24 protein-coding genes are annotated in these 24,246 nt (G+C 40.8%); 12 read left to right on the plus strand and 12 right to left on the minus strand.

Features of this window, described 5'->3' with window-relative positions; translation table 11 throughout:
* Positions 1-21 precede the first annotated feature (21 nt).
* The 3 genes from AAGD16_RS16735 (at position 22) to AAGD16_RS16745 (ending at position 2,503) form a co-directional block, all read left to right on the plus strand.
* Positions 22-1,374, plus strand: a complete 1,353-nt coding sequence (locus tag AAGD16_RS16735) for a DNA-3-methyladenine glycosylase 2 family protein (RefSeq protein WP_377115265.1) — start codon at positions 22-24, stop codon at positions 1,372-1,374.
* The gene (locus AAGD16_RS16740; protein WP_058155894.1) at positions 1,371-1,838 is read left to right on the plus strand and encodes a methylated-DNA--[protein]-cysteine S-methyltransferase; all 468 of its coding nucleotides are present in this window, start codon (positions 1,371-1,373) and stop codon (positions 1,836-1,838) included. Before AAGD16_RS16735 ends, AAGD16_RS16740 begins: the two co-directional genes overlap by 4 nt.
* An 80-nt stretch (positions 1,839-1,918) precedes the next feature.
* Complete coding sequence (locus AAGD16_RS16745; protein ID WP_016899171.1) at positions 1,919-2,503, plus strand: thymidine kinase; 585 nt, start codon at positions 1,919-1,921, stop codon at positions 2,501-2,503.
* Here AAGD16_RS16745 and ltaE read toward each other — a convergent pair.
* Positions 2,486-3,490 carry a low-specificity L-threonine aldolase gene (gene ltaE, locus AAGD16_RS16750; protein ID WP_377115269.1) on the minus strand — a complete coding sequence of 335 codons (1,005 nt, stop codon included), beginning with the start codon at positions 3,488-3,490 and terminating at the stop codon, positions 2,486-2,488. The two genes, AAGD16_RS16745 and ltaE, sit on opposite strands and share 18 nt — an antisense overlap.
* A gap of 18 nt (positions 3,491-3,508) precedes the next feature.
* Complete coding sequence (gene rlmF / locus AAGD16_RS16755) at positions 3,509-4,441, minus strand: 23S rRNA (adenine(1618)-N(6))-methyltransferase RlmF (protein ID WP_016899169.1); 933 nt, start codon at positions 4,439-4,441, stop codon at positions 3,509-3,511.
* Between the two features lie 129 nt (positions 4,442-4,570).
* On the opposite strand from rlmF, the gene AAGD16_RS16760 reads away from it, so the two are divergent.
* Positions 4,571-5,479, plus strand: coding sequence for an alpha/beta fold hydrolase (locus AAGD16_RS16760; RefSeq protein WP_377115273.1), 909 nt, complete (start codon positions 4,571-4,573; stop codon positions 5,477-5,479).
* Here the strand turns inward: AAGD16_RS16760 and AAGD16_RS16765 are convergent.
* The 3 genes from AAGD16_RS16765 to AAGD16_RS16775 all read right to left on the minus strand — a co-directional run bounded on the left by AAGD16_RS16765 (position 5,448) and on the right by AAGD16_RS16775 (position 10,096).
* Complete coding sequence (locus AAGD16_RS16765; RefSeq protein WP_058155905.1) at positions 5,448-6,890, minus strand: sulfotransferase; 1,443 nt, start codon at positions 6,888-6,890, stop codon at positions 5,448-5,450. The genes AAGD16_RS16760 and AAGD16_RS16765 overlap by 32 nt on opposite strands.
* A gap of 144 nt (positions 6,891-7,034) precedes the next feature.
* Positions 7,035-9,605 (minus strand): TonB-dependent receptor plug domain-containing protein, encoded by a 2,571-nt coding sequence (locus AAGD16_RS16770; RefSeq protein ID WP_377115276.1) that lies wholly within the window; start codon positions 9,603-9,605, stop codon positions 7,035-7,037.
* Between the two features lie 332 nt (positions 9,606-9,937).
* Positions 9,938-10,096 (minus strand): oxidoreductase-like domain-containing protein, encoded by a 159-nt coding sequence (locus AAGD16_RS16775; RefSeq protein ID WP_076921669.1) that lies wholly within the window; start codon positions 10,094-10,096, stop codon positions 9,938-9,940.
* Between the two features lie 104 nt (positions 10,097-10,200).
* On the opposite strand from AAGD16_RS16775, the gene AAGD16_RS16780 reads away from it, so the two are divergent.
* On the plus strand, positions 10,201-10,623 hold the full coding sequence (locus AAGD16_RS16780) for a hypothetical protein (protein WP_016899164.1): 423 nt from the start codon (positions 10,201-10,203) through the stop codon (positions 10,621-10,623).
* Between the two features lie 83 nt (positions 10,624-10,706).
* Positions 10,707-12,068 carry a M17 family metallopeptidase gene (locus tag AAGD16_RS16785; RefSeq protein ID WP_013463121.1) on the plus strand — a complete coding sequence of 454 codons (1,362 nt, stop codon included), beginning with the start codon at positions 10,707-10,709 and terminating at the stop codon, positions 12,066-12,068.
* A 39-nt stretch (positions 12,069-12,107) separates the two neighbouring features.
* Here the strand turns inward: AAGD16_RS16785 and AAGD16_RS16790 are convergent, their stop codons facing one another.
* Entirely contained in the window at positions 12,108-12,494 is a 387-nt protein-coding gene (locus AAGD16_RS16790) for a VOC family protein (RefSeq protein ID WP_008464296.1), read from the minus strand.
* 80 nt (positions 12,495-12,574) lie between these two features.
* A complete protein-coding gene (locus tag AAGD16_RS16795; protein ID WP_013463122.1) occupies positions 12,575-13,654 on the minus strand; it encodes a ketoacyl-ACP synthase III in 1,080 nt (359 codons plus the stop codon).
* A gap of 379 nt (positions 13,655-14,033) precedes the next feature.
* On the opposite strand from AAGD16_RS16795, the gene AAGD16_RS16800 reads away from it, so the two are divergent.
* The 5 genes from AAGD16_RS16800 (at position 14,034) to AAGD16_RS16820 (ending at position 17,480) form a co-directional block, all read left to right on the plus strand.
* On the plus strand, positions 14,034-15,272 hold the full coding sequence (locus AAGD16_RS16800) for a HAMP domain-containing sensor histidine kinase (protein WP_013463124.1): 1,239 nt from the start codon (positions 14,034-14,036) through the stop codon (positions 15,270-15,272).
* A complete protein-coding gene (locus AAGD16_RS16805) occupies positions 15,269-15,793 on the plus strand; it encodes a response regulator transcription factor (protein ID WP_013463125.1) in 525 nt (174 codons plus the stop codon). Before AAGD16_RS16800 ends, AAGD16_RS16805 begins: the two co-directional genes overlap by 4 nt.
* A 23-nt stretch (positions 15,794-15,816) precedes the next feature.
* Positions 15,817-16,236: a thiol-disulfide oxidoreductase DCC family protein gene (locus tag AAGD16_RS16810; protein WP_013463126.1), complete on the plus strand. Its 420-nt coding sequence runs from the start codon at positions 15,817-15,819 to the stop codon at positions 16,234-16,236.
* 78 nt (positions 16,237-16,314) lie between these two features.
* A complete protein-coding gene (ppiC, locus tag AAGD16_RS16815) occupies positions 16,315-16,593 on the plus strand; it encodes a peptidylprolyl isomerase PpiC (protein ID WP_008464312.1) in 279 nt (92 codons plus the stop codon).
* Between the two features lie 77 nt (positions 16,594-16,670).
* The gene (locus AAGD16_RS16820; RefSeq protein WP_016899163.1) at positions 16,671-17,480 is read left to right on the plus strand and encodes an ABC transporter substrate-binding protein; all 810 of its coding nucleotides are present in this window, start codon (positions 16,671-16,673) and stop codon (positions 17,478-17,480) included.
* Positions 17,481-17,516: 36 nt separating this feature from the next.
* Here the strand turns inward: AAGD16_RS16820 and AAGD16_RS16825 are convergent, their stop codons facing one another.
* The 5 genes from AAGD16_RS16825 to AAGD16_RS16845 form a co-directional block, all read right to left on the minus strand.
* Positions 17,517-18,176: a DsbA family oxidoreductase gene (locus AAGD16_RS16825; RefSeq protein WP_016899162.1), complete on the minus strand. Its 660-nt coding sequence runs from the start codon at positions 18,174-18,176 to the stop codon at positions 17,517-17,519.
* 119 nt (positions 18,177-18,295) lie between these two features.
* The gene (locus tag AAGD16_RS16830; RefSeq protein WP_377115284.1) at positions 18,296-19,516 is read right to left on the minus strand and encodes a M24 family metallopeptidase; all 1,221 of its coding nucleotides are present in this window, start codon (positions 19,514-19,516) and stop codon (positions 18,296-18,298) included.
* Positions 19,517-19,654: 138 nt separating this feature from the next.
* Positions 19,655-20,263: a flavin reductase family protein gene (locus AAGD16_RS16835; protein ID WP_377115287.1), complete on the minus strand. Its 609-nt coding sequence runs from the start codon at positions 20,261-20,263 to the stop codon at positions 19,655-19,657.
* An 11-nt stretch (positions 20,264-20,274) separates the two neighbouring features.
* Complete coding sequence (locus AAGD16_RS16840) at positions 20,275-21,000, minus strand: SDR family NAD(P)-dependent oxidoreductase (RefSeq protein ID WP_377115290.1); 726 nt, start codon at positions 20,998-21,000, stop codon at positions 20,275-20,277.
* Positions 20,997-21,395, minus strand: coding sequence for a thiol-disulfide oxidoreductase DCC family protein (locus AAGD16_RS16845; protein ID WP_138563375.1), 399 nt, complete (start codon positions 21,393-21,395; stop codon positions 20,997-20,999). Before AAGD16_RS16845 ends, AAGD16_RS16840 begins: the two co-directional genes overlap by 4 nt.
* A gap of 120 nt (positions 21,396-21,515) precedes the next feature.
* On the opposite strand from AAGD16_RS16845, the gene ppc reads away from it, so the two are divergent.
* Positions 21,516-24,161: a phosphoenolpyruvate carboxylase gene (gene ppc / locus AAGD16_RS16850; RefSeq protein ID WP_033104142.1), complete on the plus strand. Its 2,646-nt coding sequence runs from the start codon at positions 21,516-21,518 to the stop codon at positions 24,159-24,161.
* The last annotated feature ends 85 nt before the right edge of the window (positions 24,162-24,246 follow it).

The raw sequence follows: 24,246 nt of genomic DNA on the forward strand, positions 1-24,246 counted from the left end.
CCTAATTTACAAGAGCATTTTATGGGTGATCAGCACTGGCAAAAAGCACGTCAAAGTCGTGATGCGCGTTTCGATGGGCTTTTTTATGTAGCCGTTAAAAGTACCGGTATTTATTGCAGGCCAATTTGCCCTGCGCCCACAGCTCACGAAAAAAATGTAGTCTACTATCAGTTTGCACACTCTGCCGCGCAGGCTGGTTTCAGGCCTTGTATTCGTTGTCGGCCCGATAGTGCACCAGGAAGTGCGGCTTGGCAGGGAACAAAAACAACGGCTCTACGAGCCAAGCAATTAATTGATCAGGATAATCAGCACGACTGCGAAAAGCTCGCCACGCGTTTAGGAATAAGCAGCCGTTATTTAAGGCGATTATTTTCTCAATATTTTGGCATTTCTATCACGCAATATCGATTGTTTAACCAATGTCATTTTGCAAAAAAATTGATTCAAGAAACTAGCTTACCGCTTACCGAGATAGCGTTTGCCTCAGGCTTTAAAAGTGTTAGGCGTTTTAATGATGCTTTTTTAAAACAACTTAATATTGCGCCCTCAGCGCTCAGAACCGCCAAGCACCCAGCTGATATTGGGCTCACCTTAATTTTGCCTTTTCGTCCGCCGTATAACTGGCAGGCATTGCATGGGTTTTTAGCAAAACGATTAATTCAGCCAATAGAGTGGTTAACGCCAACCAGTTATGGGCGTACTTTTACTTATAAATCGTGTAGAGGGCGTTTTGATGCTGAGTTTGTTGCAGATAAACATCATTTTCGGGTGCAAATTGATATAGATAATACGCAATATTTACAGCCAGTTATTAACAACATTCGCCGTGTACTTGATTTAGATGCAGATACTTATTTAATTGAGGCGCATTTAAGCGAACACATTAATAATGCATTTCCACTTACTAAAGGCTTAAGGTTACCGGGTATTTGGTCAAGTTTTGAGGCGGGAGTTAGGGCTATACTTGGGCAACAAGTCAGTGTAGCGGCGGCGCACAACCTAGTGACTAATTTAGTAACACAGCTTGGTGAAAAGCAACACCAACAGGTCTATTTTCCTGAGCCTGAAGTGTTAGCACACAGTGATTTTGCATTCTTTAAAATGCCACAGGCGCGTAAAAATGCACTGCATAACCTCGCTGAATTTTGTGCCGTGAATCCCGATTGTGATGATTTAGACCAATGGCTTAGTTTAAAAGGGATTGGCCCATGGACGGTTAATTATGCAAAGTTACGCGGCCAAAGCCAGCCCGATATTTTACTCGATGGTGATTTAGGGGTTAAAAAAGCCCAAGCGGCAGTACGTTCTTTTGAACCTAAGAACTGCGCACCATTTCGATCTTACTTAACTTTTCAACTTTGGCAGCAATTATGATAGTGCAAACCAGTTTACCCAGCCCGATTGACGATATTATTATTCAGGCAACTGAAAACGGTATTAGTTATGTGGGGTTTTATCCACCGGCCAGTTATATCAGTACGCCTTTAAATAAGGTGACTAATTCACATGTTTTATCTTGTATGGCGCAGCTTAATGAGTACTTTGCTCATTCGCGTACCGAGTTTGATTTAGAACTCGATACTGGCGGCACGCCATTTCAGCAAAGCGTATGGCAGGCATTGTGTAGCGTACCCTTTGGAAAAGTGGCGACTTATAAAGATATTGCCGAGCAGTTAAACAACCCTAAAGCTGTGAGAGCGGTAGGGGCTGCAAATGGTAAAAACCCAATCAGTATTATTGTGCCGTGTCATCGTATTATTGGTGCAAATAAAAAACTAACTGGTTATGCAGGTGGTTTAGAGCGCAAGCAATGGTTGCTAGAGCATGAAGCAAAATAAATAGCTAAATAACGTATCCAAATTTGTATTCTGAGCACTTTAAGGTAGCATAAGCGCACTTTTTATTTGAAGGCACGACAATGGCGCAATTATACTTTTACTACTCTGCAATGAATGCAGGTAAATCAACCACCTTACTACAATCTGCATTCAATTATAAAGAACGTGGTATGGAGCCGGTGATCCTCACGGCGGCTATCGATGATAGAGCCGGAGTAGGTAAAGTATCCTCACGTATTGGCTTGCAAGCAGATGCGCATATTTATGATGCAGATATAGATGTTTTTGCGCTTATTCAAGCTCTTAATGCAGATAAAAAACGCCATTGTGTGCTGGTAGATGAATGTCAGTTTTTATCAAAAGACCAAGTTATGCAGTTAACCGATGTGGTTGATGAGTTAGGAATACCCGTATTGTGTTACGGATTGCGAAACGACTTTAGAGGGGAGCTGTTTATAGGGTCACAGTATTTACTTGCTTGGGCTGATAAGCTAATTGAGCTTAAAACGGTGTGTCATTGTGGGCGCAAAGCAAATCACGTATTACGTACCGATGAAAATGGCGAGGCTATTGCCGATGGTAATCAAGTTGAAATTGGCGGCAACGACCGTTATGAATCGGTGTGCCGCAAGCATTACAAAGCGGCGTTAAATATGGGCCGTTAAGACTTTAATAAAGGTATCTATATCCGCTTGGGTAATACCTAAATGGGTTACGAGCCTAAGTTGCTTACTTGGGCTAAACACAATGTCATGTGCTTTTAAATCGGCTGCTAGCTTTGTGATGTTTATGCTGTTATCAAACGTAGCGTAAACCATATTTGTGGTATTACTCATATTTACTTCAAAGCCTGAAATTTCACTTAACTGCTGTGCTAAATAACGCGCATTAGCGTGATCATCGACTAAACGTTGAGTGTTATTTTCTAACGCATATTGCCCCGCAGCAGCTAACATACCCGCTTGGCGCATACCGCCGCCAAGCACTTTACGCCAGCGTCTTGCTTTAGCGATTAACTGCTCAGAACCTAATAATAATGAGCCAACTGGCGCACCTAAGCCTTTCGATAAACAAATAGAGATTGAATCAAAATGTTTGGTGATTTCTTTAATATCAAGGTTAAGCTCGGCTGCGGCATTAAATGCTCGCGCGCCATCTAAATGCAGTGCTAAGTTATGTTGATCAACAAATTCACGTGCTTTAATTAAATAATCAATACCCAGTACTTTGCCACCTATGGTGTTTTCAAGGCTCAGTAATCGCGTTTTCGCAAAGTGGCTATCATCGGGTTTTATTGCAGCAGCAATTTTAGTAAAACATAGGCTACCATCGGCTTCATTTTCAATAGGTTGTGGTTGAATAGAGCCTAAAACGGCAGCGCCACCGCCTTCAAACTTGTAGTTATGAGCACTTTGCCCACAAATATACTCATCACCTCGCTCACAATGCGCCATTAATGCCAATAAGTTTGCTTGCGTGCCGGAGCTACAAAATAATGCATCGGCCACATTAAAACGCAATCTAGCATAGGCTTCCAATTGGTTAACGCTTTCATCATCACCGTATACATCATCGCCAACCGGGGCATGATACATAATATCTCGCATTTTATTGCAAGGCTTGGTCACTGTGTCTGAGCGAAAATCTATCATGAGTAGTCCTTATGGTTGTTATATGAATTCTTCACAAATTTGTTCACGAGTCGTTTTATCAAAATAACTCCACGCAATAAAGCGACTGACTTTTTGCCCTTGTGCCATTTCAACGATTTTATAGTCGCAAATAGGGAGCTGTTTTAGCTGTGTTTGTAAAGCAGCAAGGGTCTCTTTTTTAGAAACCAACGAGGTGAACCAGATCACTTGCTCACTGAACTGAGCGCTTTCTTTGATCATGTTAGAAATAAAGGTCAGCTCGCCGCCTTCACACCATAACTCATTACTTTGGCCACCAAAGTTGAGGGCGTTACTGGGGGCTTTACCTAAGTTTTTCCATTTACGCTCACTGCCTTTATTGGCTTCTTCTGCGCTGGCATGAAATGGCGGGTTACACATCGTGAGGTGATATAAATCTTTCGCATTAACCACCCCTTTAAAAATATGCTCGGGATTTTTTTGTTGTTTAAGCGTTATTTTTAAATCATTAAACTGAGCGAGCTGCTTGGCTATTTTTATTGCTGCTAAATCGATGTCGCTGCCAGTAAAGTGCCATTGGTATTCGCTATTGCCCGTTAGCGGGTAAACTAAGTTAGCGCCAGTGCCTATATCAAGCACTTTAATTTGTCGGCCAGTGGGAATAACCTGCTGATTATCTTCGCTGAGTAAGTCAGCTAAGTAATGAATATAGTCAACTCTTCCTGGAATAGGTGGGCATAAGTTGTGCTCAGGTATGTCCCAAAAGTTAATGTTGTAATGACTTTTTAATAGCGCCTGATTCAAGGTTTTTACAGCTAAGTTATTACTAAAATCAATACTTTGATTGCCTGCTGGCGTCGTAATTAAAAAAGCAGTTAACGAAGGGGTTTGCGAGGTAAGCAAATTAAAATCGTAACCATTTTTGTGTTGATTGCGCGGATGTAATTTAGAACGAGCTGATTTTGCTTTCATGAGGCTTTTTTAACAACAGGAATAAAAGCCAATAGTAACAAATACAGACAAAAAAAGTGCATAATTTTCCCTTTGGCTTACCAGGCATTACTGGTAGGATGAGTTGTTAGCAATTATAAGGAATTCGCTTTGGCAGTTACTCAAGAGTCTGTTTTTATTAAATTAGATGACCATCAAACACTGCATTTACGCCGTATCGCCAACCAGAAGCCAAGTGGTCCTGTGGTGTTATTAATTCATGGTGCGGTAGAAAATGGCAAAATATTTTACACTCATAGCAATAAAGGGTTAGCGCCTTTTTTAGCTGAACACGGGTATTGTTGTTATGTCGCTGATTTACGCGGGCGTGGTGAAAGTAAACCTGCTATTTGTAAGCAAGCACGGTATGGACAAACTGAGGCGATTGTTGAAGATATTCCGGCATTTATTGAAAAAATTGAACAGTTAGAGAGTAAAAAACCTGACTTTTTAGTTGCTCATTCTTGGGGTGGGGTGTTGCTTAATAGCGTGTTTGCTCGCTTCCCTGAGCTGATAAACGATGTAAAAGCGTGTGCCTATTTTGGTTCAAAGCGTTCGCTATTTAATAACCACCCTAAAAAGTTATTTCAGGCCAATTTGATTTGGTATTTTATGGCGCCAATATTAGCGAAAAAGCACGGTTATTTACCAGCAAAACGCTTAAAGTGGGGCAGTGATGATGAAACTCAAAAGTCGCATTATCAAAGTATGCAGTGGGCTAAGAAAAATCCGTGGATAGACAGTGATGATGGCTTTGATTACGCTAAAACATTAGCAAATCTCACGCTTCCTCCAACGTTACATATTGCGGCAGTAAAAGATAAAGCATTGGCACAGCCTATCGATATTCAAAAGTTTATTGATGAGTCAGGTACTGGGGTGCAAAAAATGCAAATATATGGCCGCCGCTTTGGGCACAAAGTAGATTACGACCATATTAATATGCTTACTCACCCACAGGCACGCCAAGAACAGTTTATGGATGTGCTTAATTGGTTTGAGGCAACGAGAGCAAACTAAGTAAAGGGGCTTCATAACGCTGCCATTTATCAAGGCTTTTGTTATTTACAGGTTGCCTGATGGCATGTTTACTGAGCGTTGTAACGGCGCTTTTATTTTTGTAAAAGTCTAAACAAGTCTGTTCAAATTCACAGCCAGTAAAACTCAATAGTGCGGTTAATTGATCTTTAGGGTTTTCAATTAACTGCTCATAACTTAAATTATAAATAGCTAAGCGGTTAAATTGCTGCCAATGGCTCATCAGTTTTTCATAAAGCTGATGGTACAAAGTAAATTCATTTAAATCACAAAAATAGGGTTCGTTTTCAGCAAAGTAATTAGTAAACACTGAAAATGCGGTTGCGTTAAAGTTGCGGGTCAGGTTAATAAACTTAGCGTCTGGGAATAAAATATAAATTAACCCTAAGTTTTGGTAGTTGCTAGGCAGTTTATTGATCACAAATGCGCAATTGCTCCCAGAAGAACTTAAGGTATCTAAATATATAGCTCTGGCTTGGTTAATTAAAGGCGTTGTTAGCTTAGTTAAGCATTGAGGGTAGCGTAACCCTGTTTTATGTTCTAAAAAAGCGACTACCTTATTACTAATACTGGTGTCTTCTCCAAGCGTTGCCCATTGACTGTGTCCTGATAACATCTGCTCCAGTAAGGTTGAGCCGCTTCGTGGCATACCAATAATAAACACGGGCGTAACAGGATACTGCTTATTTAGGTTTGCTAAATTGAGCACACTTTCATTGTTATATTCAATAAGTTGATCATAAAACCCAATTAAATCTTCAGTATTAAATTCACTGAGTTTGTGTTGTTGCTGATTGGCAATCACAAAATAGTTAAACGCTTGATCAGTATCGTCTAACTTGTCGTAACTTTTAGCTAAAGCATAGTAGCAGACCATTTTTAAGCGTAGGTTATTTGTTTGCGTTAAAAAGTGGTGTAACTGATCGATGTAATTATTTGCTTTATTAAAGCGCCCTAATTGTACCAATTCAAATAAAACATAAGCCGTAACTGGTGCTATTCCAAGCTTTAATGCTTCCTCAAACGTGGCATGCGCTTTATCAAGCTCGCCAAAGGTTAAATAGTGCTGGGCTAAATAATAATGAGTGTCTGGGTTGTCTGCGGCAATACTTGTTGCGTATTCGAGTACTTTTTGCGCATCTTCAGGAGAGTTGACCGCATTAAATGCATCACTTAGTGCATACAAAGGTTCTAATGCAAAAGGGAGATGCTGACACGCTCGTTGTAGTATATAAACAGCGGCATCAAATTGTTCTAAACGTAGTGCTACTTTACCTAAGCCAAACAGGGCGTCACCATTATCAGGCTCTGCTTGTAATAGCATTTTGTAATGAAACTCAGCTTCTCTGAGCTTGTTTTGTGATAATAACTGGTCCGCTTTTTTTAGTAGCATAATACAACTAATATTCTTTTTAATTACTATAACCCCAAAGTCACAAAAAATGCGAGTGTAAAAGTCATTTTAAATGGGTTTATAAAGGGCAATAAAAAGGCGAAATGCATTACACATTTCGCCTTTGATTATCATTAACACATGTTAGAAAGTATAGGTTGCTTTAGCGTAGTAAAAGCCACCATTAATTCCGTATGGAGATGTTTCGTAGTACTTACCACCCCAGTTGTTATTTGGTGCCACTGTGAAATCAAGTTTTTCTGCTTCTTGATCCAGTAAGTTTTGTGCACCCAATGAGAAGCTAATTGAATCGTTCATGAAGTAAGTGACTTCAACATCTAACGTGACTGCTGCGTCAGCCATTTTAGCTGTTTCATCATAATCTACGTGAACGCCTTGGTACTCACCAAAGTAGTTAAGGCGAGAAAATGCTGAAAAGCTTTCCCATTGTTGTGCCCAGCTCAGTGTTGCACGGTGATTAGGTAAGTCATTTTCAAGACGGCTTACTTTAAATGCACCAGTTATATCACTTGAGCGTGTTACTTCTGTTTCATTCCAGTTGTACGCTAAGCTAAATGTAGAGCTACCACTGAGCAATTCAGCTGAGTAGTTAGCAACTAAATCAACACCTTGTGTAGTGGTATCAAAGTCATTAGTAAAGAAACTAACTTGCGCAAGGTTTTGTACGTTAGGTACGCCCGCAGCTTCAAGCGTGTCTTTATCTGCTTGGCTAAGTTCAATTTTATCTGATTGGCTAATACGGTCATCTACTTGGATGTTGTAGTAATCAACCGTTAAGAATAAATCGCCAATAGTATACACCGCACCAAAGGTGTAGCTTTGTGATTCTTCAGGCTCAAGTTCAGTACCACCTAGTTGAATAGCAATTGGGTTTGTAGGTGGTAACAAAGCCGAATCTACTAGTACACCACTGCTTAAGTTAGTTTGTACGTTACTAACATTCGCTTGGCCTACGGTAGGTGCACGGAAACCGGTGCTGATAGAGCCACGAATATTTAGATCTTCAGTCAAGTGGTATTGACCCATTAACTTATAGTTAGTGGTTGAACCAAAGGTATCGTAATCTTCGTAGCGAAGCGCTAAGCCCATTAGGAACTCTTCAGTAAATGGCGCTTCAATATCAATATAAGCTGCATAGTTACGACGGTCATATTCGCCTGCATCTGATGGTTTAAATCCAGGGAAACCGTTAGAACCTATACCAAAACCTTGATCAGTTAATGGACCTGCAATAAACGAAGCCTCATCACCTGCCACTACGGTAAAGGTTTCTTCATGCCACTCTAAACCACCGGCAATGTTTACATCGTAAGCTAAATCAAAGTCAAACCCTTTTGAAATATCAAAATTAAAGTTTTTCTCTAATTGTTCATATTTACCTGGGCTAAAATCACGCGGGCTATCTGGACCCAGTGAAGCATTGATTGTGTCGTATATAAAGTAGCGAGATTCGTTATACCCTACCGTACCACTTAGATCATAATAAGCGCCTTCTAAAAAGCCGCCAGTAAACTCACCTTTAGTACCGATAGTAAGTGACGTATCTGTAATATTACCACCAAAGTTTGGTGTAAAACCGCCCGGAAGCATTTCGTTAAATGCGAAACAATCAGGGTTATTTGCTACACCATTAATGTAGTCAGGGTTATCAAGAACGTTGTCATCAATCATAATGGTTGGACAGTTACCGCTCATATCACCGGTTAAATCACCAACAAGCAGTGTTTCGCCACCATCATTTGAGTATGCACCAGGGCGAGTATGTGGGTTACGGTAATAAAAACCACCGCGTACATCACGCTCTGAGTAGTTACCAAACATGTAAAATTGTGAGTCGTTAGTAAGTTCTAAACCAACATTACCAAAGATAGAGATGTCGTCATCTACCTCAGGTGCACCCCATACTTGGGTGATCGGGGCAATGTTTGGTACGCCAGCGGCATCAAGTGCGGTAGCATCCGCTCTTTGTACTGAGCGGCTGGTTGCGTCGGCTGTTTTGTACTGAAAGCTTAAATTAGCAAAACCGCTATCGGTAAATGGTAAGCCCACATTACCTGAAATTTGAGTTGTATCACCGTCGCCCTCATAATATTCGCCTTTGCGAACTTCGAAAGATCCGCCTTCAGAGGCATCTTTAAGTTGGAAGTTTAAAACCCCAGCAATCGCATCAGAACCATATTGTGCAGCGGCACCATCACGAAGTACTTCTACTTGTTTCAGTGCAATACTTGGAATTACTGAAATATCAGCACCTTGCGCACCATCGTTAATACCACCACCTAAAAAGGCGATAACTGAAGCACGGTGACGACGTTTACCGTTAAGTAAAATTAGTGTGCTATCTGAAGGTAGTCCGCGTAAGTTTGCAGGGCGCACTAATGAAGCAGCATCACTGATTGGCATTGAGTGTACGTTTAAAGAAGGAATAGCCCCTTTTAATAGCTCTAGCATATCAGTGTTACCTGATTTACTTAGCTCTTCACCACCAATAATATCGATAGGTACAGGAGAGTCACCAATAGAACGAGGCGCAGAGCGCGTACCTACTACGGCAATTTTTTCTACATTTTTGTTAACTTTAACTTCGGTTTGCTCTTCTTGAGCAATTGCTGAACCAGAAACAAATAAGCCTGCGGCTGTTGTTGCTAGAGCAAATTTGATGGCCTGTTGAAGCGCATTGCTTTTTAATTTCATTCTAAATATCCCCAGTTAGAATTGATTTGTATAGTCTATTTAATGACTTTATTGTGGACGGTTCACATTCAATGGGGAGCAGATATTGCTAACTCACTCCTAAAAGCTTAATAAACTAAGCGCACCTCCTGTGAGTCCTCGAAATAGACTATAGATAAAAAAACTAAAGAGGGCAATGGGCAATTAACCACTATTTAACAAGTTGAAACAAATGATTTATCTAAAAATAACGCAGAGTTAATCATAAGTAGGGCAGGGAAAAGGGGTAAAAGCAGGCATTGATACATAGTTATTAATTAAATAAGCTATTTTAGCTACTTTCTATTATTGAATTAAACTGACTTGCTATTGATATTTTCACCATGATGTTTTTTCCACTGTGCAAGTTTTTCTTTGTACTCATCCCATACACATGGACAGCAACTACCGCCGCCGCAGCACTCATCAGATTTTGGCCTTTCGGGTTTAGTGTTGGGTATGTTTTTTTGCATGTTTTTAATTAAAACTGAGGAAAATGAACTTTAAGAATAAATGATTGAATAAAGCGTGTAAATTATTCTTTGTGAACTGAAAGCGCTGTGTGAGAATACAGGCTATGCGATTATATAAAGTTATCCATCGTGCACCCTGGCGGGTTGCTAAAATAAGTAAAAAGCGGCAACAACTACGCTTTCGTCGTGCTATGGTCGCGCTTAAAATTGCGCTTGCCCAAGAAAGGCAAGAAACCAAAGAAATGCTAATAATTTACAGGCGTTATACCCAAGGGCAAACAAATAAAGCAGAACTAAAACGCGCCAACGAGCAGTTTGTTGATATATTAAAAGGACTAGGGCTAGGCGTTTTTGCGTTATTACCGTTTGCACCATTAACTATTCCACTGGTTGTTAAACTAGGGCAGTTAGTAGGTGTTGATGTATTACCGAGTTCTTTTAGTATGAATAAGCCGATTAAAGAAATTGATAAAGAAATTGCTCAACAAAACCAAGAGCAAGACTCAACGCCCTCAAAGAAGAAGTAAGCTAGCAGAACATAATTAGCTATACCTTTTAATAGTGCTTATTGTTATGCTAAGGCATCATTTTCTATTATGTGAGTCATTTAATGAGTGCTTTACTTCGTCATACCTCTTCAGGAATTCCTCTATCTTTTATCGTTAAAAACGAACTAACCGATTGGCTTACGCAGCAACCGAGTTTTGTACAGCGCTGGCTAGCAAACACAGATTTTGAAAAATCAGGACTCGCACTAGTACCAAACCCAGAAACGGGTGAACTAAGTCAGGTATTTTGTGTAATGCAAAGCACTGATGATTTTTGGGCTGCTGGCGAGCTTGCCAGTAAATTACCTGCGGGTTGTTATCAAATTCAAGGTGATGAGTCTTTAGTTGCTCAACTTGCTTTAGGCTTTGTGTTAGGTGGTTATGAGTTTAGTGAGTACAAGCAAAAAGCCACAGCAAAAGCTCAGCTTGGCATTGCTGATAAAACATTATATGAACAAGTAAAACAACAAGCGGACGCCATTAATTTAGCACGCGATTTAGTTAATACCCCAGCTGCTGATATGATGCCGCAGCATTTATCGCAGGTAATGAGTGACCTAGCAGATACATTCGACGGTGAATTTTCGCAGTGGATAGGTGATGAGTTATTAGAGCAAAATTACCCAACTATTCACATGGTAGGGCGCGCGAGTGAAAATAAACCACGATTACTTGACTTGAAATGGGGGGCAGTCGATGCGCCACAAATTACGTTAGTCGGTAAAGGCGTGTGTTTTGATTCCGGTGGACTGGATTTAAAACCTAGTTCAGGCATGCGCAACATGAAAAAAGACATGGGTGGGGCCGCGCATGTTATTGCCCTGGCTCAGCTAATTATGGCCGCTAACTTACCAATACGCCTTCGTGTTTTAGTGCCTGCGGTTGAAAATGCTGTTTCGCGTAATGCATTTCGCCCTGGCGATGTAGTAAAAACCCGTAAAGGTATTATGGTCGAAATAGACAATACCGATGCAGAAGGGCGACTAGTGCTGTGTGATGCACTAAGCGAAGCACAAAACGATGATCCTGAATTAATCATTGATTTTGCTACACTAACTGGTGCGTGCCGTATTGCGTTAGGTACGGAGTTACCGGGGTTTTTCTCAACGGATCGCGCTGTAGCAAATGCCATTATGGACTCGGGAATGCAAGTTAACGACCCTGTTTGGCAATTGCCGTTATTCGAACAATACAAACCATTTTTGAAAAGCGATGTGGCTGATATGGCTAACTGTGCAAGTACGCCATTTGGTGGCGCAATAACCGCTGCGCTTTATTTGAAAGAGTTTATAGAGCCAAATACACCATGGGTTCACTTTGACGTAATGGCATGGAATTTACGTGCATTACCCGGGCGTCCAGCTGGTGGTGAAGCACTGGGTATTCGTGCAGTATTTACTTACCTACAAAATCGATTTAACTAACCTGAACTTGGATTAAGGTTTACCTTGAGTTATTTGATGTTAAAGTGCATATAACTCAAGGGGTAAGCCATCTGGATCGGCAAAAAAGGTGAATTTTTTGCCGGTTATTTCATCTTCTCTAATATTTTCGACGATGACATTGTGTGACTCTAAATAATGTTTAGCAGTATTAATACACCCAACTTTAAATGCTAAATGTCTAAGTCCTTGTGCTTCGGGGTAGCTTGGTCTACTTGGCGCATCATTAAACGAAAATAATTCTAACTGACTACCATCAGGTAAAGCTAAATCGAGTTTGTAAGACTGACGCTGTGCACGATAATGCTCATTAATAATCGTGAGTTTTAATATTTCACTATAAAAATGTTTAGAGCGTGGGTAGTTGCTACAAATGATGGCTACATGATGAATGCCTAGTAGTTGCATATATTTTCCTTAAAAAGCAAAAAGCGCACTAAAAGCAGTGCGCTGTTTATCAATACATGTGCATGTTTATATATTAGCTTTTAGCTAGGCTCTGCGTCTTTACACGCTTTTACAGCCGGTGCAACAAGCTCTAAACCCGTTTTATCACACGGTGGAAGCTCAGCATCACTAACAGCAATAGGCGTTACTCGCTCGCCCCATTTTATATAGCTTGCCGCCCAAGTAAGGCCAGCCCCAAATGCCGCCGACATAATGTTTGCATGCGGTTTAATTAAGCCTTGCTCAACGGCTTCACACAATGCAATTGCAATGGTGGCAGCAGAGGTGTTGCCATATTCACCAATATTGACCATTACTTTTTCGTCATCCACTTTTAAGCGATTTTGAATAGCTTGAATAATGCGTAGATTGGCTTGATGCGGAACTAGTACATCGATATCGTCTAACTTAAGATTGGCTTGTTCAAGCACGTCGTCACAGGCTTCACTCATGCCTTTAACGGCACGTTTAAATATTTCACGGCCTTCAAATAAAAGGTCTGATGGACCAATTGGCTCATATTTATTTAAATCACTGCCAAAATTAGTAATGTGTAAAATATCACGATCTTCGCTGTCACAACCGGTTTTAGTCCCTAATAAGCCTGCAGGAGTTTCTGCTGCTTCAAGCACAACGGCACCGGCACCATCACCAAATAATACTGCGCTGTCGCGTCGTGCCCAGTTTACATACCACGTCATGCGCTCAGCCGCGATAACGACAGCTTTTTTGATCATGCCAGCTTGAATTTGCGCTGTCGCAGCTTGTAAAGCATATAAGAAACCAGAACATGCCGCGTTGGTGTCCATGGCTGCAGCGCCTGTGGCACCAATATTTTTTTGTACTAATGAGGCGGTGTTTGCGACTACTGTTGAGGGGGTGCACGTTGCTAAAATAACTAAATCGATATCTTTTGCATCTACGCCAGCACAAGCAATGGCATGTTTTGCAGCCACACTAGCAAGTTCAGCAGTACTTACATGGCTAACTCTTCGTGCCTTGATACCTGTGCGTGTGGTGATCCACTCATCGGTTGTATCTACAATTTCACTTATTTCGTCGTTGCTGATGCTTGCTGGTGGAATGCATTTACCCCAACCAGTGATATGTGCGTAAGGCATAGTGTGTTCTCTTAAAAGTGGTATGACGTGTTCGTCTAATGAGGACGTTATATCAAAAATTAGCTGTTAACACTAGTTTAAAGCATGGTTTGCTTAGTAATTACTGCTATTTTACGGACTATTTGCTGCATTTTTGTTTAAAGGTAAGTGGCTTGTTTTTATTGTGTTAATTAAATGCTTTTAATGATTTTGCGTGTTTTACACGATAGCTCATAGGCTTTCTAAGCTTAATAGAATACGAATACTTTGTTGACCATATATGCTTGAGTGCGGCTGAGTGAGCAGCTAATATGGGGCGCATATTATGAAATCATTACTTAAAAAGCATTATTTATAATGGATAACAAAGCAATGTATATTCAGTCAGGTGAATCTTATTGTGTTAATTAAAACCGATCCTGCTATTAGCCGGTTATTAATGCTGCGCAGTGGCGCCATTGCTGTGCAGCTTATTGCGGTGTTAAGCGTTTATTTTTTATTAGAGCATCAAATTGCGCTCATGCCGTTGCTAGCCGTTATTACGCTTGAGGCGGTTTTTCAGTTAGCAAGTATCTTTGCTTATAGAAATGTTAGCCAAGCAAAGCCAGTTGGCATGCTGATGCAACTGACCGCTGACGTACTTTTTTTAACTATTTTGTTGTCTTTAAGTGGCGGTGCAACTAACGCATTTGTGTCGTTATTATTGTTACCTATTATGATAGCGGCAATTACATTGAGCGCTCGTGGGCTTGCCTATATTGCTGTGCTGGCTATCGCTGCCTACAGCATGCTACTGATTAAAATGCCAGAGCATAGCATGCACCAAATGAACATGAGTGGCCACTTTATTGGCATGTGGGTTAATTTTGTTATCAGTGCCTGCGTGATTGCGTTGGTTATTGGTGCAATGAACCGTGCTTTACAACAACGTGAGCGCACTATTGCCAAAGTTAGAGAGAAACAGTTGCGTAGTGAACAACTGGTTACTCTCGATGGCGCAGCGGCGCAAATTACTCATCAATTAGCAACGCCTATTGCTAATTTACAATTATTGTTTGAAGAGCTTGTAGAAGAGTATCCCAACAATGAAATTATTCAGCAAATGCAATCACCCTTGCTGCAATGCCGCACTCAGCTTAATGATTTTAGAAAGCTCTCTATGCAGCTACGAGATAAAAACACGCAAACACCTATAAAAGCAGAGCAGCTGCAAAATCAAATTCATGATACGTTGCTATTACAATACCCTAATCAACAAATAAACTGGCTTAATGAGGCGCCTAAAGCCACATTAAAAAGTGATGCCATGCTGCTACCTGCTATTTTAAACTTATTACAAAATGCAGCGCTTGCTAACGAAAAAAAAGGCCAAATGCAATTAGAGTTGAGTTGGCAACAGCCAGATGCGCAAAGTATTGCGTTAATTATTCGGGATTTTGGCGCTGGTTTTTTATCCTCAGAGTTAGCGGAGTTAGGCGGGCAGCTCATGCCCAGCGAGCAAGGCATGGGAATAGCGGTTATGCTATCAAATGTCACGTTTGAGCGTTTAAATGGTTCGTTAACTGTTTATAATCACCCCGATGGTGGGGCGGTGGCCAAGATACAAATGCCACTATTAATAACCGAGTCGGCGCTATGAAGCTGCTAATTATTGAAGATGACATTAACCTTGCTACCACTTTGGCAAGGCGCTTAACAAAACACAGCTTTAACTGTGAGGTTGCACATAACCAAACAGAGGCTTTACTTAGGGCTCGCCAGCAGCAACCTGATTGTATTTTATTAGATATGAAGTTAGCAGATGAAAATGGGCTGGCGCTTATTGCACCGCTGCGCCATTTACTCACACATGCTCATATTGTATTGCTTACCGGCTTTGCAAGTATAGCTACAGCCGTAGAGGCGATGCGCTTGGGCGCTAATGACTATTTAACTAAGCCTGTCGATATGGCAAGCTTATTAAAAGCGCTAAAAGTAGAGCCGGTATCGACAGTAACCGAAATTCCTGAAGAGGTTATGTCACCCGAGCGTTTAGAGTGGGAGCATATTCAACATGTATTACACAGTAACAACGGTAATGTATCAATGACTGCAAGGCAGCTTAATATGCATAGACGCACTTTGCAGCGCAAGCTACAAAAAAAACCTGTGCAGCAATAAGCCCTCACTTGAGCAAGCAATTAATGACTCATACCGCCGCGCTAATAAAAAGCCAAAAAATTATACTGTTCGACGCCCAGTGCAAGCTTTGTAGTGCGTGGTGTAATTTTATTATTGCTCACGATCCTCAGGCCATGTTTAAACTGTGCAGTGTACAATCGCCAAAAGGACAACAAATATTAATGCACTTTGGCTATTCGACAACTGATTTTGCCTCTATGGTTTACATTGAAAACGCTCAAGCATTTATACAAAGCCATGCATTTTTTGAGGTGATTAAACAGCTAGGCTATCCGTGGAAACTTAGTGGTATATTTAGTGTGTTGCCAAATCGTTTTAACAATTGGCTTTATGATAAAATTGCATCAAATCGATATACCTTATTTGGTAAATATCACTATTGCAGGATCCCTTCAAAGCAAGACCAAGCCCACTATTTATAAGTGCTTTAATAGATGCCTGAATGTATTGGCTGTGCTAAAATCGCGGCGTTTAAATTTAAGCATTAAAAAGGCACTTACATGGCAAATACGGCGCACGCACTGCATATTTTAGTAAAACATAAAGAGATTGCAGAAGACATCATCAAGCAATTAGGCAAAGGCGCAAAGTTTCAAACTTTAGCTAAAAAGTATTCGTCATGCCCATCGGGTAAAAAAGGCGGTGATTTAGGTGAGTTTAGACGAGGCCAAATGGTTCCACAGTTTGATAAGGTGGCCTTTAGTGGTGCAATTTTAGAACCGCATTTAGTAAAAACGAAATTTGGTTGGCATGTGATTAAGGTGCTTTATCGTACATAAACTAACGCAATTTTAAGTTGCCGCTATACTTATCATTTGTTTAGTTTGTTACATTGCTAAAGCAACTTGGAATAACTATGAAGCTTATTATTTTATGCTGCAGTTTAATTTTAATGGCAGTGTCATTTTTTGCCAGTAGCACTGAGCAAACGATCGCCCTTAAGCTTGGCAAACCAAGCACCCAAGACATACCAAAAAACCACTATATTTTAACATTATTAGAAAAGAGCTTTGCAAAGGTTAATGTAAAGCTCAATATTGCTTATAGTCTTGAGCCAATGAATACTAAAAGAATTTTAGAAGAGCTCACACGTAACGATGATGTTAATTTAGCTTGGTTAACTTTGCCAAACTCCCTTGCAGAGCAAAGACATTTAATCCGCACAAGTTATCCTATTTATAATGGGCTGCATTCAAAGCGCTTGCTCATGGTTAAACAAAGCCGGTTAAAAGAATTTTCTGATATAAAAACCCTTGAACAACTAAAGCCGTTCATAGCCTTACAAAAGCAAAGTTGGTCTGATTATTATGTATTAAAGAACAATGGCTTAACAGTTAATGGTGATTTGAGTTATGAAAGCATGTTAAAAGCGTTAGATGAAGGACTTGGCGATTATTTTCCGCGTTCAGTAACTGCTATAAAAGCCGAAATACGTAAACATCCTCAGTATAACTTTGTTATTGAGCCTCATATTATGCTGCAATACGATAATTACTATTATTTTTACGCAAACGAAAATAACAAAGCAATCATTGAGTTATTAGAGCAAGGCTTAACAAAGTTAGCAGATAGCGGCGAGTTAAATGCGCTTTATGAACACTATTATCGTGATGTTGAGGACGGGCTTAATTTAAATAACAGACGGGTGTTTAACTTAAAAAATTAATAAGGTTAGGCCGCAAAATGTAGCCTAACCCGAAAATTATTGCTCCTGCTTGGCTTCTTCTTCACTTATTTGCTTAAGTGCTTGAATAAACGATTCACTCGGTTGCCCACCGGTAAGCGCGTACTTATCATTTATAATGAAAGTAGGTACTGAGGTTATTCCCATTTGTTTAAAGTTATTTTGCTCTTGGCGTACCGCTTGTACGTATTTATCTGAGTGTAAAATTTCTCTGGCTGTGTCTTTGTTAAGGCCGACTTTTTCTACCACATCCAGTAACGCATCTTCTTGATTTAAATATTTTAAATCGGTGAAGTGTGCTTCAAAAAACGCCAATTTCAGCTCAGTTTGTTTGCCTTCTTCACGCGCCCACATTAGCAAGCGGTGTAGATCAAAGCTGTTGATCATGATGCGTTTACCGTCAAAATTAAAGGTAAACCCAGCTCGTTCACCCGCATCCGCCATGTTTTGACGATTCCGCGCGCTTTCTTCTTCAGTTAAACTGTATTTTTGCTGCAAGTGCTCGTTTAAGTCTTGTCCTTCAAGTGGCATATCTGGATTAAGCTCAAAAGGGTGCCATGTAATATCCGCACTCATTTCGTCTTTTAATTCTGCCAATGCGGTTTCTAAGTTTTTATACCCAATAATACACCACGGGCACATTACATCTGAGACGATATCAATTTTTAAGTTTTTCATAGGGATCCTTGAAGGATTGCTTTTTAATAACAATGGATATTGGGATGAAGTTTAGTTTATCAATCATCGAACATAAAAAGAGCAGCGAAAGTGCTGCTCGTTTATTGAATGTTTTCAGGTTAGCTGTTCAAGCCAAATGGGTCGTCAATGCTGTGGCTTGGCTGGGTAAACCAACGCGGGCCGTTATCTGTCATGTAAAAGTGATCTTCTAATCTCACACCAAATTCATCTGGAATAACCAGCATTGGCTCGTTACTAAAACACATGCCTGTGGCAAGCGGGGTTTTATCGCCGCCCACTAAGTATGGCCATTCATGAATGTCTAAGCCAATACCATGGCCTGTGCGGTGTGGGCAACCTGGTGTTTGGTATTCAGGGCCTAAGCCTTGAGCTGCTAAGTAGCTGCGAGCTGCTTCGTCAACCGATTCACAGGTTTCGCCAAGGGCGGCTTGATTGAAAGCTGCTAACTGGGCCGCTTTTTCAAAATCCCAAAATAGGCGTTGGCGGCTGGTTGCTTCACCAAATACATAAGTACGCGTAATATCAGACAGGTAATCGTGCACTTTACATCCAGTATCGATAAGCACCATGTCGCCTTTTTTCAAAATTTGTGGATCTTTTACACCATGAGGGAATGAGGTAGCAAGGCCAAACAATACAATACAGAAGTAATTTCCCGGGGCACCTACTTTTTGATGCGCTTTTTTTATAAATTCTTCGACTTCTACTGTGCTAATTCCTTCATAAAGCATGCTCGCAGTAGCCTGATGAACCGCTAAAGTCATATCCATGGCGCATTGCATTAATGCTAATTCATTGGCTGATTTATGCATTCTACAATGTGCGGTTACAGGTTGTGCGTTAACTAGTTCTAATCCTGAACTGGCTTTATTGATGCCATCAAAAATAAAAAACTGTGCGCTTTCATCAATGCCCACGGTAGCGGTGTCGCTAATATTAAGCTGTTTCAGCACTTTAACGAATAGCTCAAAAGGGTTCTCGTGTTCTTGCCAGCCGTGTATTGGGCCATCAATGACTTTAAAGCCATTTAAAGAGCCAATTTCAAAGTGGGGGGCAATGTATTGCACCTCACCCGTGGCGGGTAAAATAGCGCCGACTAGTCGTTCACTGGCGTACCATTTCATACCGGTAAAATACGTTAAGTTGGTACCTGCATTTAAATATATCGCATCAATATTATTAGCTTGCATATAAGCTTGCGCTTTGGCCATACGCACTAAATACTCATCGGCTTGAATTGGCCTTACTGAGTGGGTCATATTGCTTAAACTAGCAAGTGCTTGTTCGGGTGTGTGTGTACCAATACCAACTGTGGTCATATATTTCTCCTACAAAATTTTGCATAGTGTGTAGGCTAAATGCGTTCAATTCAAATTAATTGCGATTAGTGAACAAGGGATTGAACAAATAGGGGGAGTTATCAAGTCCCTCATTCCCAAGGACTTGATAACCTTGGGCTATTTTTTCGCGTAGGGTAAACGATTGAGCTTATTCGCCGTGTGGTAGCTATCTAATCCGGTTACTGCAACGGTATCGATGGCTTGTAAGTCTAAAAAGCCATCACTTTGGAGTGCTGATTTATCTACATAAACATCCATTATTTCGCCAATAACCAGCTCAGTGCCATTAACAGCTAAATGCTGATTCTCTACAAATTTTACTGCGTATTTTAGTCGGCTTTGTGCAACAAAAGGCGCTTTAAAGTCGTTTAAGTACTCTGTTTTTAAACCCGTTGCATCAAACTCAGACTCATCTTTAGCGTAACGTGCCGATGTTTGGTGTGCCTGCTGGTAAATATCACTGTTTACTTGGTTAATAGTATAAACGCCTGTTTCTATAATATTTTCGAATGTATGCCTTGGTACGCTGTGCGGGCGCATTATCATGCCTACTAGCGGTGGGTGTGCGCCTAAATGAATAACCGAACTAACGATGGCTAAATTGGTATTACCTTGCTCATCCTGTGTGCCAATTAAGTTTGCACTTTTAAACCCTGAAAGTGAGTTGATAAAGTGTGTACGGGTATGTTTTTCAAGTGCGGCTATGCGGTCTTTCGAAAAATGCATGTGTTGATTCCTTACCATTTTATGGTGTTTCCTTGCCAATCTAGGTAGGCAGGTTCGCCGTTGAGTTCTAGCTGTGGGTTTTCGTAAGTAAATTTAAATAATTGCTGAGCAACAAAGTCAGGGGTAAACAGTTTATCTGCGGGCACATTTTTTTGAAATGGCTTAGAAAGCTGTGTATTTGTAGTACCCGGGTGAAATAAAACAAGTTTGGTATTTTTAGCGCGACGAGCAAGTTCAATGGCGGCTGTTTTAAATAACATGTTCAGCGCAGACTTAGATGCGCGATAGGTATACCAGCCACCCAATTTATTGTCGTTAATACTGCCTACACGAGCGCTTAAAGCAGTAATTGTGCAGTGAGTTTTATGATTAAGCAGCGGCACTATACTTTGCAAACACAGCAGGGGTACAAGCGTATTAGAGTGCAAAAGCTGCATAAAATAATCACTGTTAATTTCTTCGAGCTTTTTTTCTGGCATGTGCTGGTTGTTGTGTAATTGACCATTAAATATGATTACCTGAGCAAGCTCAATTTGTTGTGACTTTAACGACTGGGTTAGCTCATTTAGGCTTTGCGCCGAGTAGTCACTGTGGAAATAGGTTACCTTGTCATCATTATGCTCAATATTCGATGAGCTGACACAAATTATATTAAATTGTGTTGCTTGCTGATTTAGATGACTTACGTAGGATTGTGCAATGGCGCTACTGGCGCCAAATAAAATCACTGTTTTCATTTTTCACCTTTAGATTTGATATTGCATTGACCATTACTACACTGCGCATTGGGCATTAAAAAACGGCTAATATGATGGCGGTATTTTGCAAAAAAAGTGTAAGCATGATCGGCAAAAAAGCGAATTACTGGCAAACGAATTATTTTAAGCCAGCGGTATTTTCCAACGATGCGCCAAGCTTGATAAGTGACGTCTAAGCCGTAAATCATCTGCCCCTTATCTGTTTGGGCGTGCAATAAATCCATGGCATTTTGTTTATCGATTGCAGGAAAACGCTCACTAAAATCATCCGCATTTAAATCTTCTAGTGTAATTTTATGATCAACATCGGCACGTTTTAAATGTTGCATTTCTGCATTGCACAGTGGGCAATTGCCATCGTAAAAAATGATCATTTTGTCGCTTTGTGTTTATTTTACATATGCTTTTTTACGACAAGGCGATGCAAATGGATCTATTAAATATTCCCGCTTAATGATATTAATAGGTCTCCAAGAAACGAAGGAGAGCTAGAAATGAGTGAACAATATGCCGCCTTGCGAGGTAATGTTAATCTACTTGGTCAATTATTAGGACAAACTATTAAAGATGCCCAAGGCCAAGAGATTTTAGATAAAGTAGAAGAAATTCGGGCTTTATCAAAATCATCTCGCAGTGGCAATGAAGCCGATCGCCAAGCGTTAATTGATGTACTCCATGCGCTTAGTGATGAGGAGCTTTTACCGGTTGCCCGTTCATTTAATCATTTTTTAAACTTAGCTAATGTTGCAGAGCAGTTTCATACCGTATCACGTTTTAATGATGTTGGTTTTTGCCAACTAAATCCTCTCACTCAAACATTAAAAACGTTAGCAGCAAAGGCCGAACAAGGTCAGCTTAATCATAATCATTTAGCCGACACACTCTCAAAACTCCACATAAACTTAGTACTAACCGCTCACCCAACCGAAGTGACTCGCCGTACTATTATTAACAAACATGTTGAACTAAGCGATTGTTTAGCATCACTTGAGCGTACCGATAACCTTGCGCAAGAGCGCGAAGCGATATTAAATCGAATTGCGCAGCTAATTAGCCAAGCTTGGCATACCGACGATATTCGTCGTTCTCGCCCAAGCCCTGTTGATGAAGCTAAATGGGGCTATGCGGTAATTGAAAATAGCTTATGGGATGCCGTGCCACGTTTTTTACGTGAGTTTAGCCAGCATGTTAAACAGCATTTGAGCCTTGAGCTACCTGCCAACTACAGCCCGATAGAATTTACGTCGTGGATGGGGGGAGATCGTGATGGTAACCCGTTTGTAACCGCCGAGGTGACTAAGCAAGTACTCGATCATGGCCGTTGGATGGCGCTGGATTTATACCAGCGTGATTTAGAAACTTTGTGTGCTGAACTTTCTATGTCTGATGCCAGCGATGAGCTCATTAAATTGGCTGGGCAAGAGTTTGAACCGTACCGTGCTGTTTTGAAAGATGTTAAAAACCAAGTTGCAGAAACGGTGATGCATTTGAGCGCTAAAATTAAAAATAAGCGTACTGAATCACAAGATTTAATTACTGATATTAACCAAATTAAGCACCCAATTGAGGTGTGTTATCGCTCATTATTAAAATGCAATATGCAAGTGGTTGCTGATGGCTTGCTATTAGATGTGATCCATCGTGTAAATAGCTTTGGTTTGCGTTTGGCTAAACTGGATGTGCGACAAGATTCGTCAAGACACAGCGATGTGTTTTCAGAATTAACTCGTCATTTAGGTATTGGCGATTACAATCAGTGGGAAGAGCAAGACAAACAAGCTTTTTTACTGACAGAGCTCAATTCACGTCGTCCGCTAATTCCTAGGCATTGGCAACCAAGTCCAGAAGTGCAAGAGGTGCTCGACACCTTTGATGTTATTGCACAGCAAGATGAAAAAACCTTTGGTTTATACATTATCTCTATGGCACGAACTGCCTCTGACATATTAGCAGTGCAGCTATTACTTAAAGAGTCTGGCTGTGGTTTTGAACTGCCTGTGGCGCCTTTATTCGAAACCTTGGACGATTTAAACGATGGCCACAACGTCATCACTACGCTTTTAAATAACGAGTGGTACCGTGGACACATCAAAAACACCCAAAATGTAATGATTGGCTATTCAGACTCAGCCAAAGATGCAGGCATGATGGCTGCTGGTTGGGCACAATATGAGGCAATGGATAAGCTCGTACAACTAGCGGATGAACGCGGTATTGAGCTTATTTTATTCCATGGACGTGGTGGTACGGTTGGACGTGGTGGTGCGCCTGCTGCACAAGCATTGCATTCTCAGCCGCCGGGGTCATTAAAAGGCGGGCTTAGGGTAACAGAGCAAGGTGAGATGATCCGCTTTAAATTTGGCCTGCCTAATGTTGCATTACAAAGCTTAAATATTTATGCAGGTGCGGTACTACAAAGTAATTTATTGCCACCACCAGAGCCTAAATCACAATGGCGTGAAGTGATGGCATTAATTAGCGATGTGTCGTGTCAGCATTACCGCAATGTGGTGCGCCACGATGAAAACTTTGTGCCTTACTTTAGAATGGCGACACCTGAATTGGAACTGTCAAAATTACCGTTAGGCTCAAGGCCTGCAAAACGAAATCCAAATGGAGGGGTTGAGAGCTTACGTGCTATTCCATGGATTTTTGCGTGGAGTCAAAACCGGTTAATGTTACCTGCATGGTTAGGTGCATTAAGTGGACTTAAAGCCGCGCTTGAAAAATATGGGATTGAAACCTTAAGCGAAATGAGTTTGCAATGGCCGTTCTTTAGAGCACGTTTAGAAATGCTAGAAATGGTATTTAGTAAAGCGGATAGCTGGTTGAGTGAGCATTACGATAATGCGCTGGTGGAAGAGATGTATAAGCCCTTAGGTGTTGCCTTGCGAGAGGAACTTGGTGAGGCGATGACGTTAGTGCAATCATTAAGCCCACAAAAAAGCTTATTGGCTGATCAGCCTTGGATCAAAGAGTCTATCGGGCTTAGAAATCCATACACCGACCCGCTTAATGTATTACAAGTTGAGTTATTACGTCGCTCTCGTGGCGATGATAAAGGCAATGAAAACGATATAGACAATGCCTTGATGATCACTATGACCGGTATTGCAGCGGGTATGCGTAATACAGGTTAATCCAAAACTAGATTAGTTTTAGAGGGAACACACGACGTGTTCCCTTTTTTTACGTTGAATAGGCTGGTATTTAGTTTGCCAACCT

The organism is Pseudoalteromonas sp. M58 (genome assembly GCF_042604605.1).
GTDB classification, from domain to species: domain Bacteria; phylum Pseudomonadota; class Gammaproteobacteria; order Enterobacterales; family Alteromonadaceae; genus Pseudoalteromonas; species Pseudoalteromonas tetraodonis.

What these genes read in the sequence shown, in the direction of transcription:
- AAGD16_RS16735 (WP_377115265.1), top strand. Translation starts at nt 22, where the DNA reads ATGGGTGATCAGCACTGGCAAAAAGCACGTCAAAGTCGTGATGCGCGT.
- AAGD16_RS16740 (WP_058155894.1), top strand. Translation starts at nt 1,371, where the DNA reads ATGATAGTGCAAACCAGTTTACCCAGCCCGATTGACGATATTATTATT.
- AAGD16_RS16745 (WP_016899171.1), top strand. Translation starts at nt 1,919, where the DNA reads ATGGCGCAATTATACTTTTACTACTCTGCAATGAATGCAGGTAAATCA.
- ltaE (WP_377115269.1), bottom strand. Translation starts at nt 3,490, where the DNA reads ATGATAGATTTTCGCTCAGACACAGTGACCAAGCCTTGCAATAAAATG.
- rlmF (WP_016899169.1), bottom strand. Translation starts at nt 4,441, where the DNA reads ATGAAAGCAAAATCAGCTCGTTCTAAATTACATCCGCGCAATCAACAC.
- AAGD16_RS16765 (WP_058155905.1), bottom strand. Translation starts at nt 6,890, where the DNA reads ATGCTACTAAAAAAAGCGGACCAGTTATTATCACAAAACAAGCTCAGA.
- AAGD16_RS16770 (WP_377115276.1), bottom strand. Translation starts at nt 9,605, where the DNA reads ATGAAATTAAAAAGCAATGCGCTTCAACAGGCCATCAAATTTGCTCTA.
- AAGD16_RS16775 (WP_076921669.1), bottom strand. Translation starts at nt 10,096, where the DNA reads ATGCAAAAAAACATACCCAACACTAAACCCGAAAGGCCAAAATCTGAT.
- AAGD16_RS16780 (WP_016899164.1), top strand. Translation starts at nt 10,201, where the DNA reads ATGCGATTATATAAAGTTATCCATCGTGCACCCTGGCGGGTTGCTAAA.
- AAGD16_RS16785 (WP_013463121.1), top strand. Translation starts at nt 10,707, where the DNA reads ATGAGTGCTTTACTTCGTCATACCTCTTCAGGAATTCCTCTATCTTTT.
- AAGD16_RS16790 (WP_008464296.1), bottom strand. Translation starts at nt 12,494, where the DNA reads ATGCAACTACTAGGCATTCATCATGTAGCCATCATTTGTAGCAACTAC.
- AAGD16_RS16795 (WP_013463122.1), bottom strand. Translation starts at nt 13,654, where the DNA reads ATGCCTTACGCACATATCACTGGTTGGGGTAAATGCATTCCACCAGCA.
- AAGD16_RS16805 (WP_013463125.1), top strand. Translation starts at nt 15,269, where the DNA reads ATGAAGCTGCTAATTATTGAAGATGACATTAACCTTGCTACCACTTTG.
- AAGD16_RS16810 (WP_013463126.1), top strand. Translation starts at nt 15,817, where the DNA reads ATGACTCATACCGCCGCGCTAATAAAAAGCCAAAAAATTATACTGTTC.
- ppiC (WP_008464312.1), top strand. Translation starts at nt 16,315, where the DNA reads ATGGCAAATACGGCGCACGCACTGCATATTTTAGTAAAACATAAAGAG.
- AAGD16_RS16820 (WP_016899163.1), top strand. Translation starts at nt 16,671, where the DNA reads ATGAAGCTTATTATTTTATGCTGCAGTTTAATTTTAATGGCAGTGTCA.
- AAGD16_RS16825 (WP_016899162.1), bottom strand. Translation starts at nt 18,176, where the DNA reads ATGAAAAACTTAAAAATTGATATCGTCTCAGATGTAATGTGCCCGTGG.
- AAGD16_RS16830 (WP_377115284.1), bottom strand. Translation starts at nt 19,516, where the DNA reads ATGACCACAGTTGGTATTGGTACACACACACCCGAACAAGCACTTGCT.
- AAGD16_RS16835 (WP_377115287.1), bottom strand. Translation starts at nt 20,263, where the DNA reads ATGCATTTTTCGAAAGACCGCATAGCCGCACTTGAAAAACATACCCGT.
- AAGD16_RS16840 (WP_377115290.1), bottom strand. Translation starts at nt 21,000, where the DNA reads ATGAAAACAGTGATTTTATTTGGCGCCAGTAGCGCCATTGCACAATCC.
- AAGD16_RS16845 (WP_138563375.1), bottom strand. Translation starts at nt 21,395, where the DNA reads ATGATCATTTTTTACGATGGCAATTGCCCACTGTGCAATGCAGAAATG.
- ppc (WP_033104142.1), top strand. Translation starts at nt 21,516, where the DNA reads ATGAGTGAACAATATGCCGCCTTGCGAGGTAATGTTAATCTACTTGGT.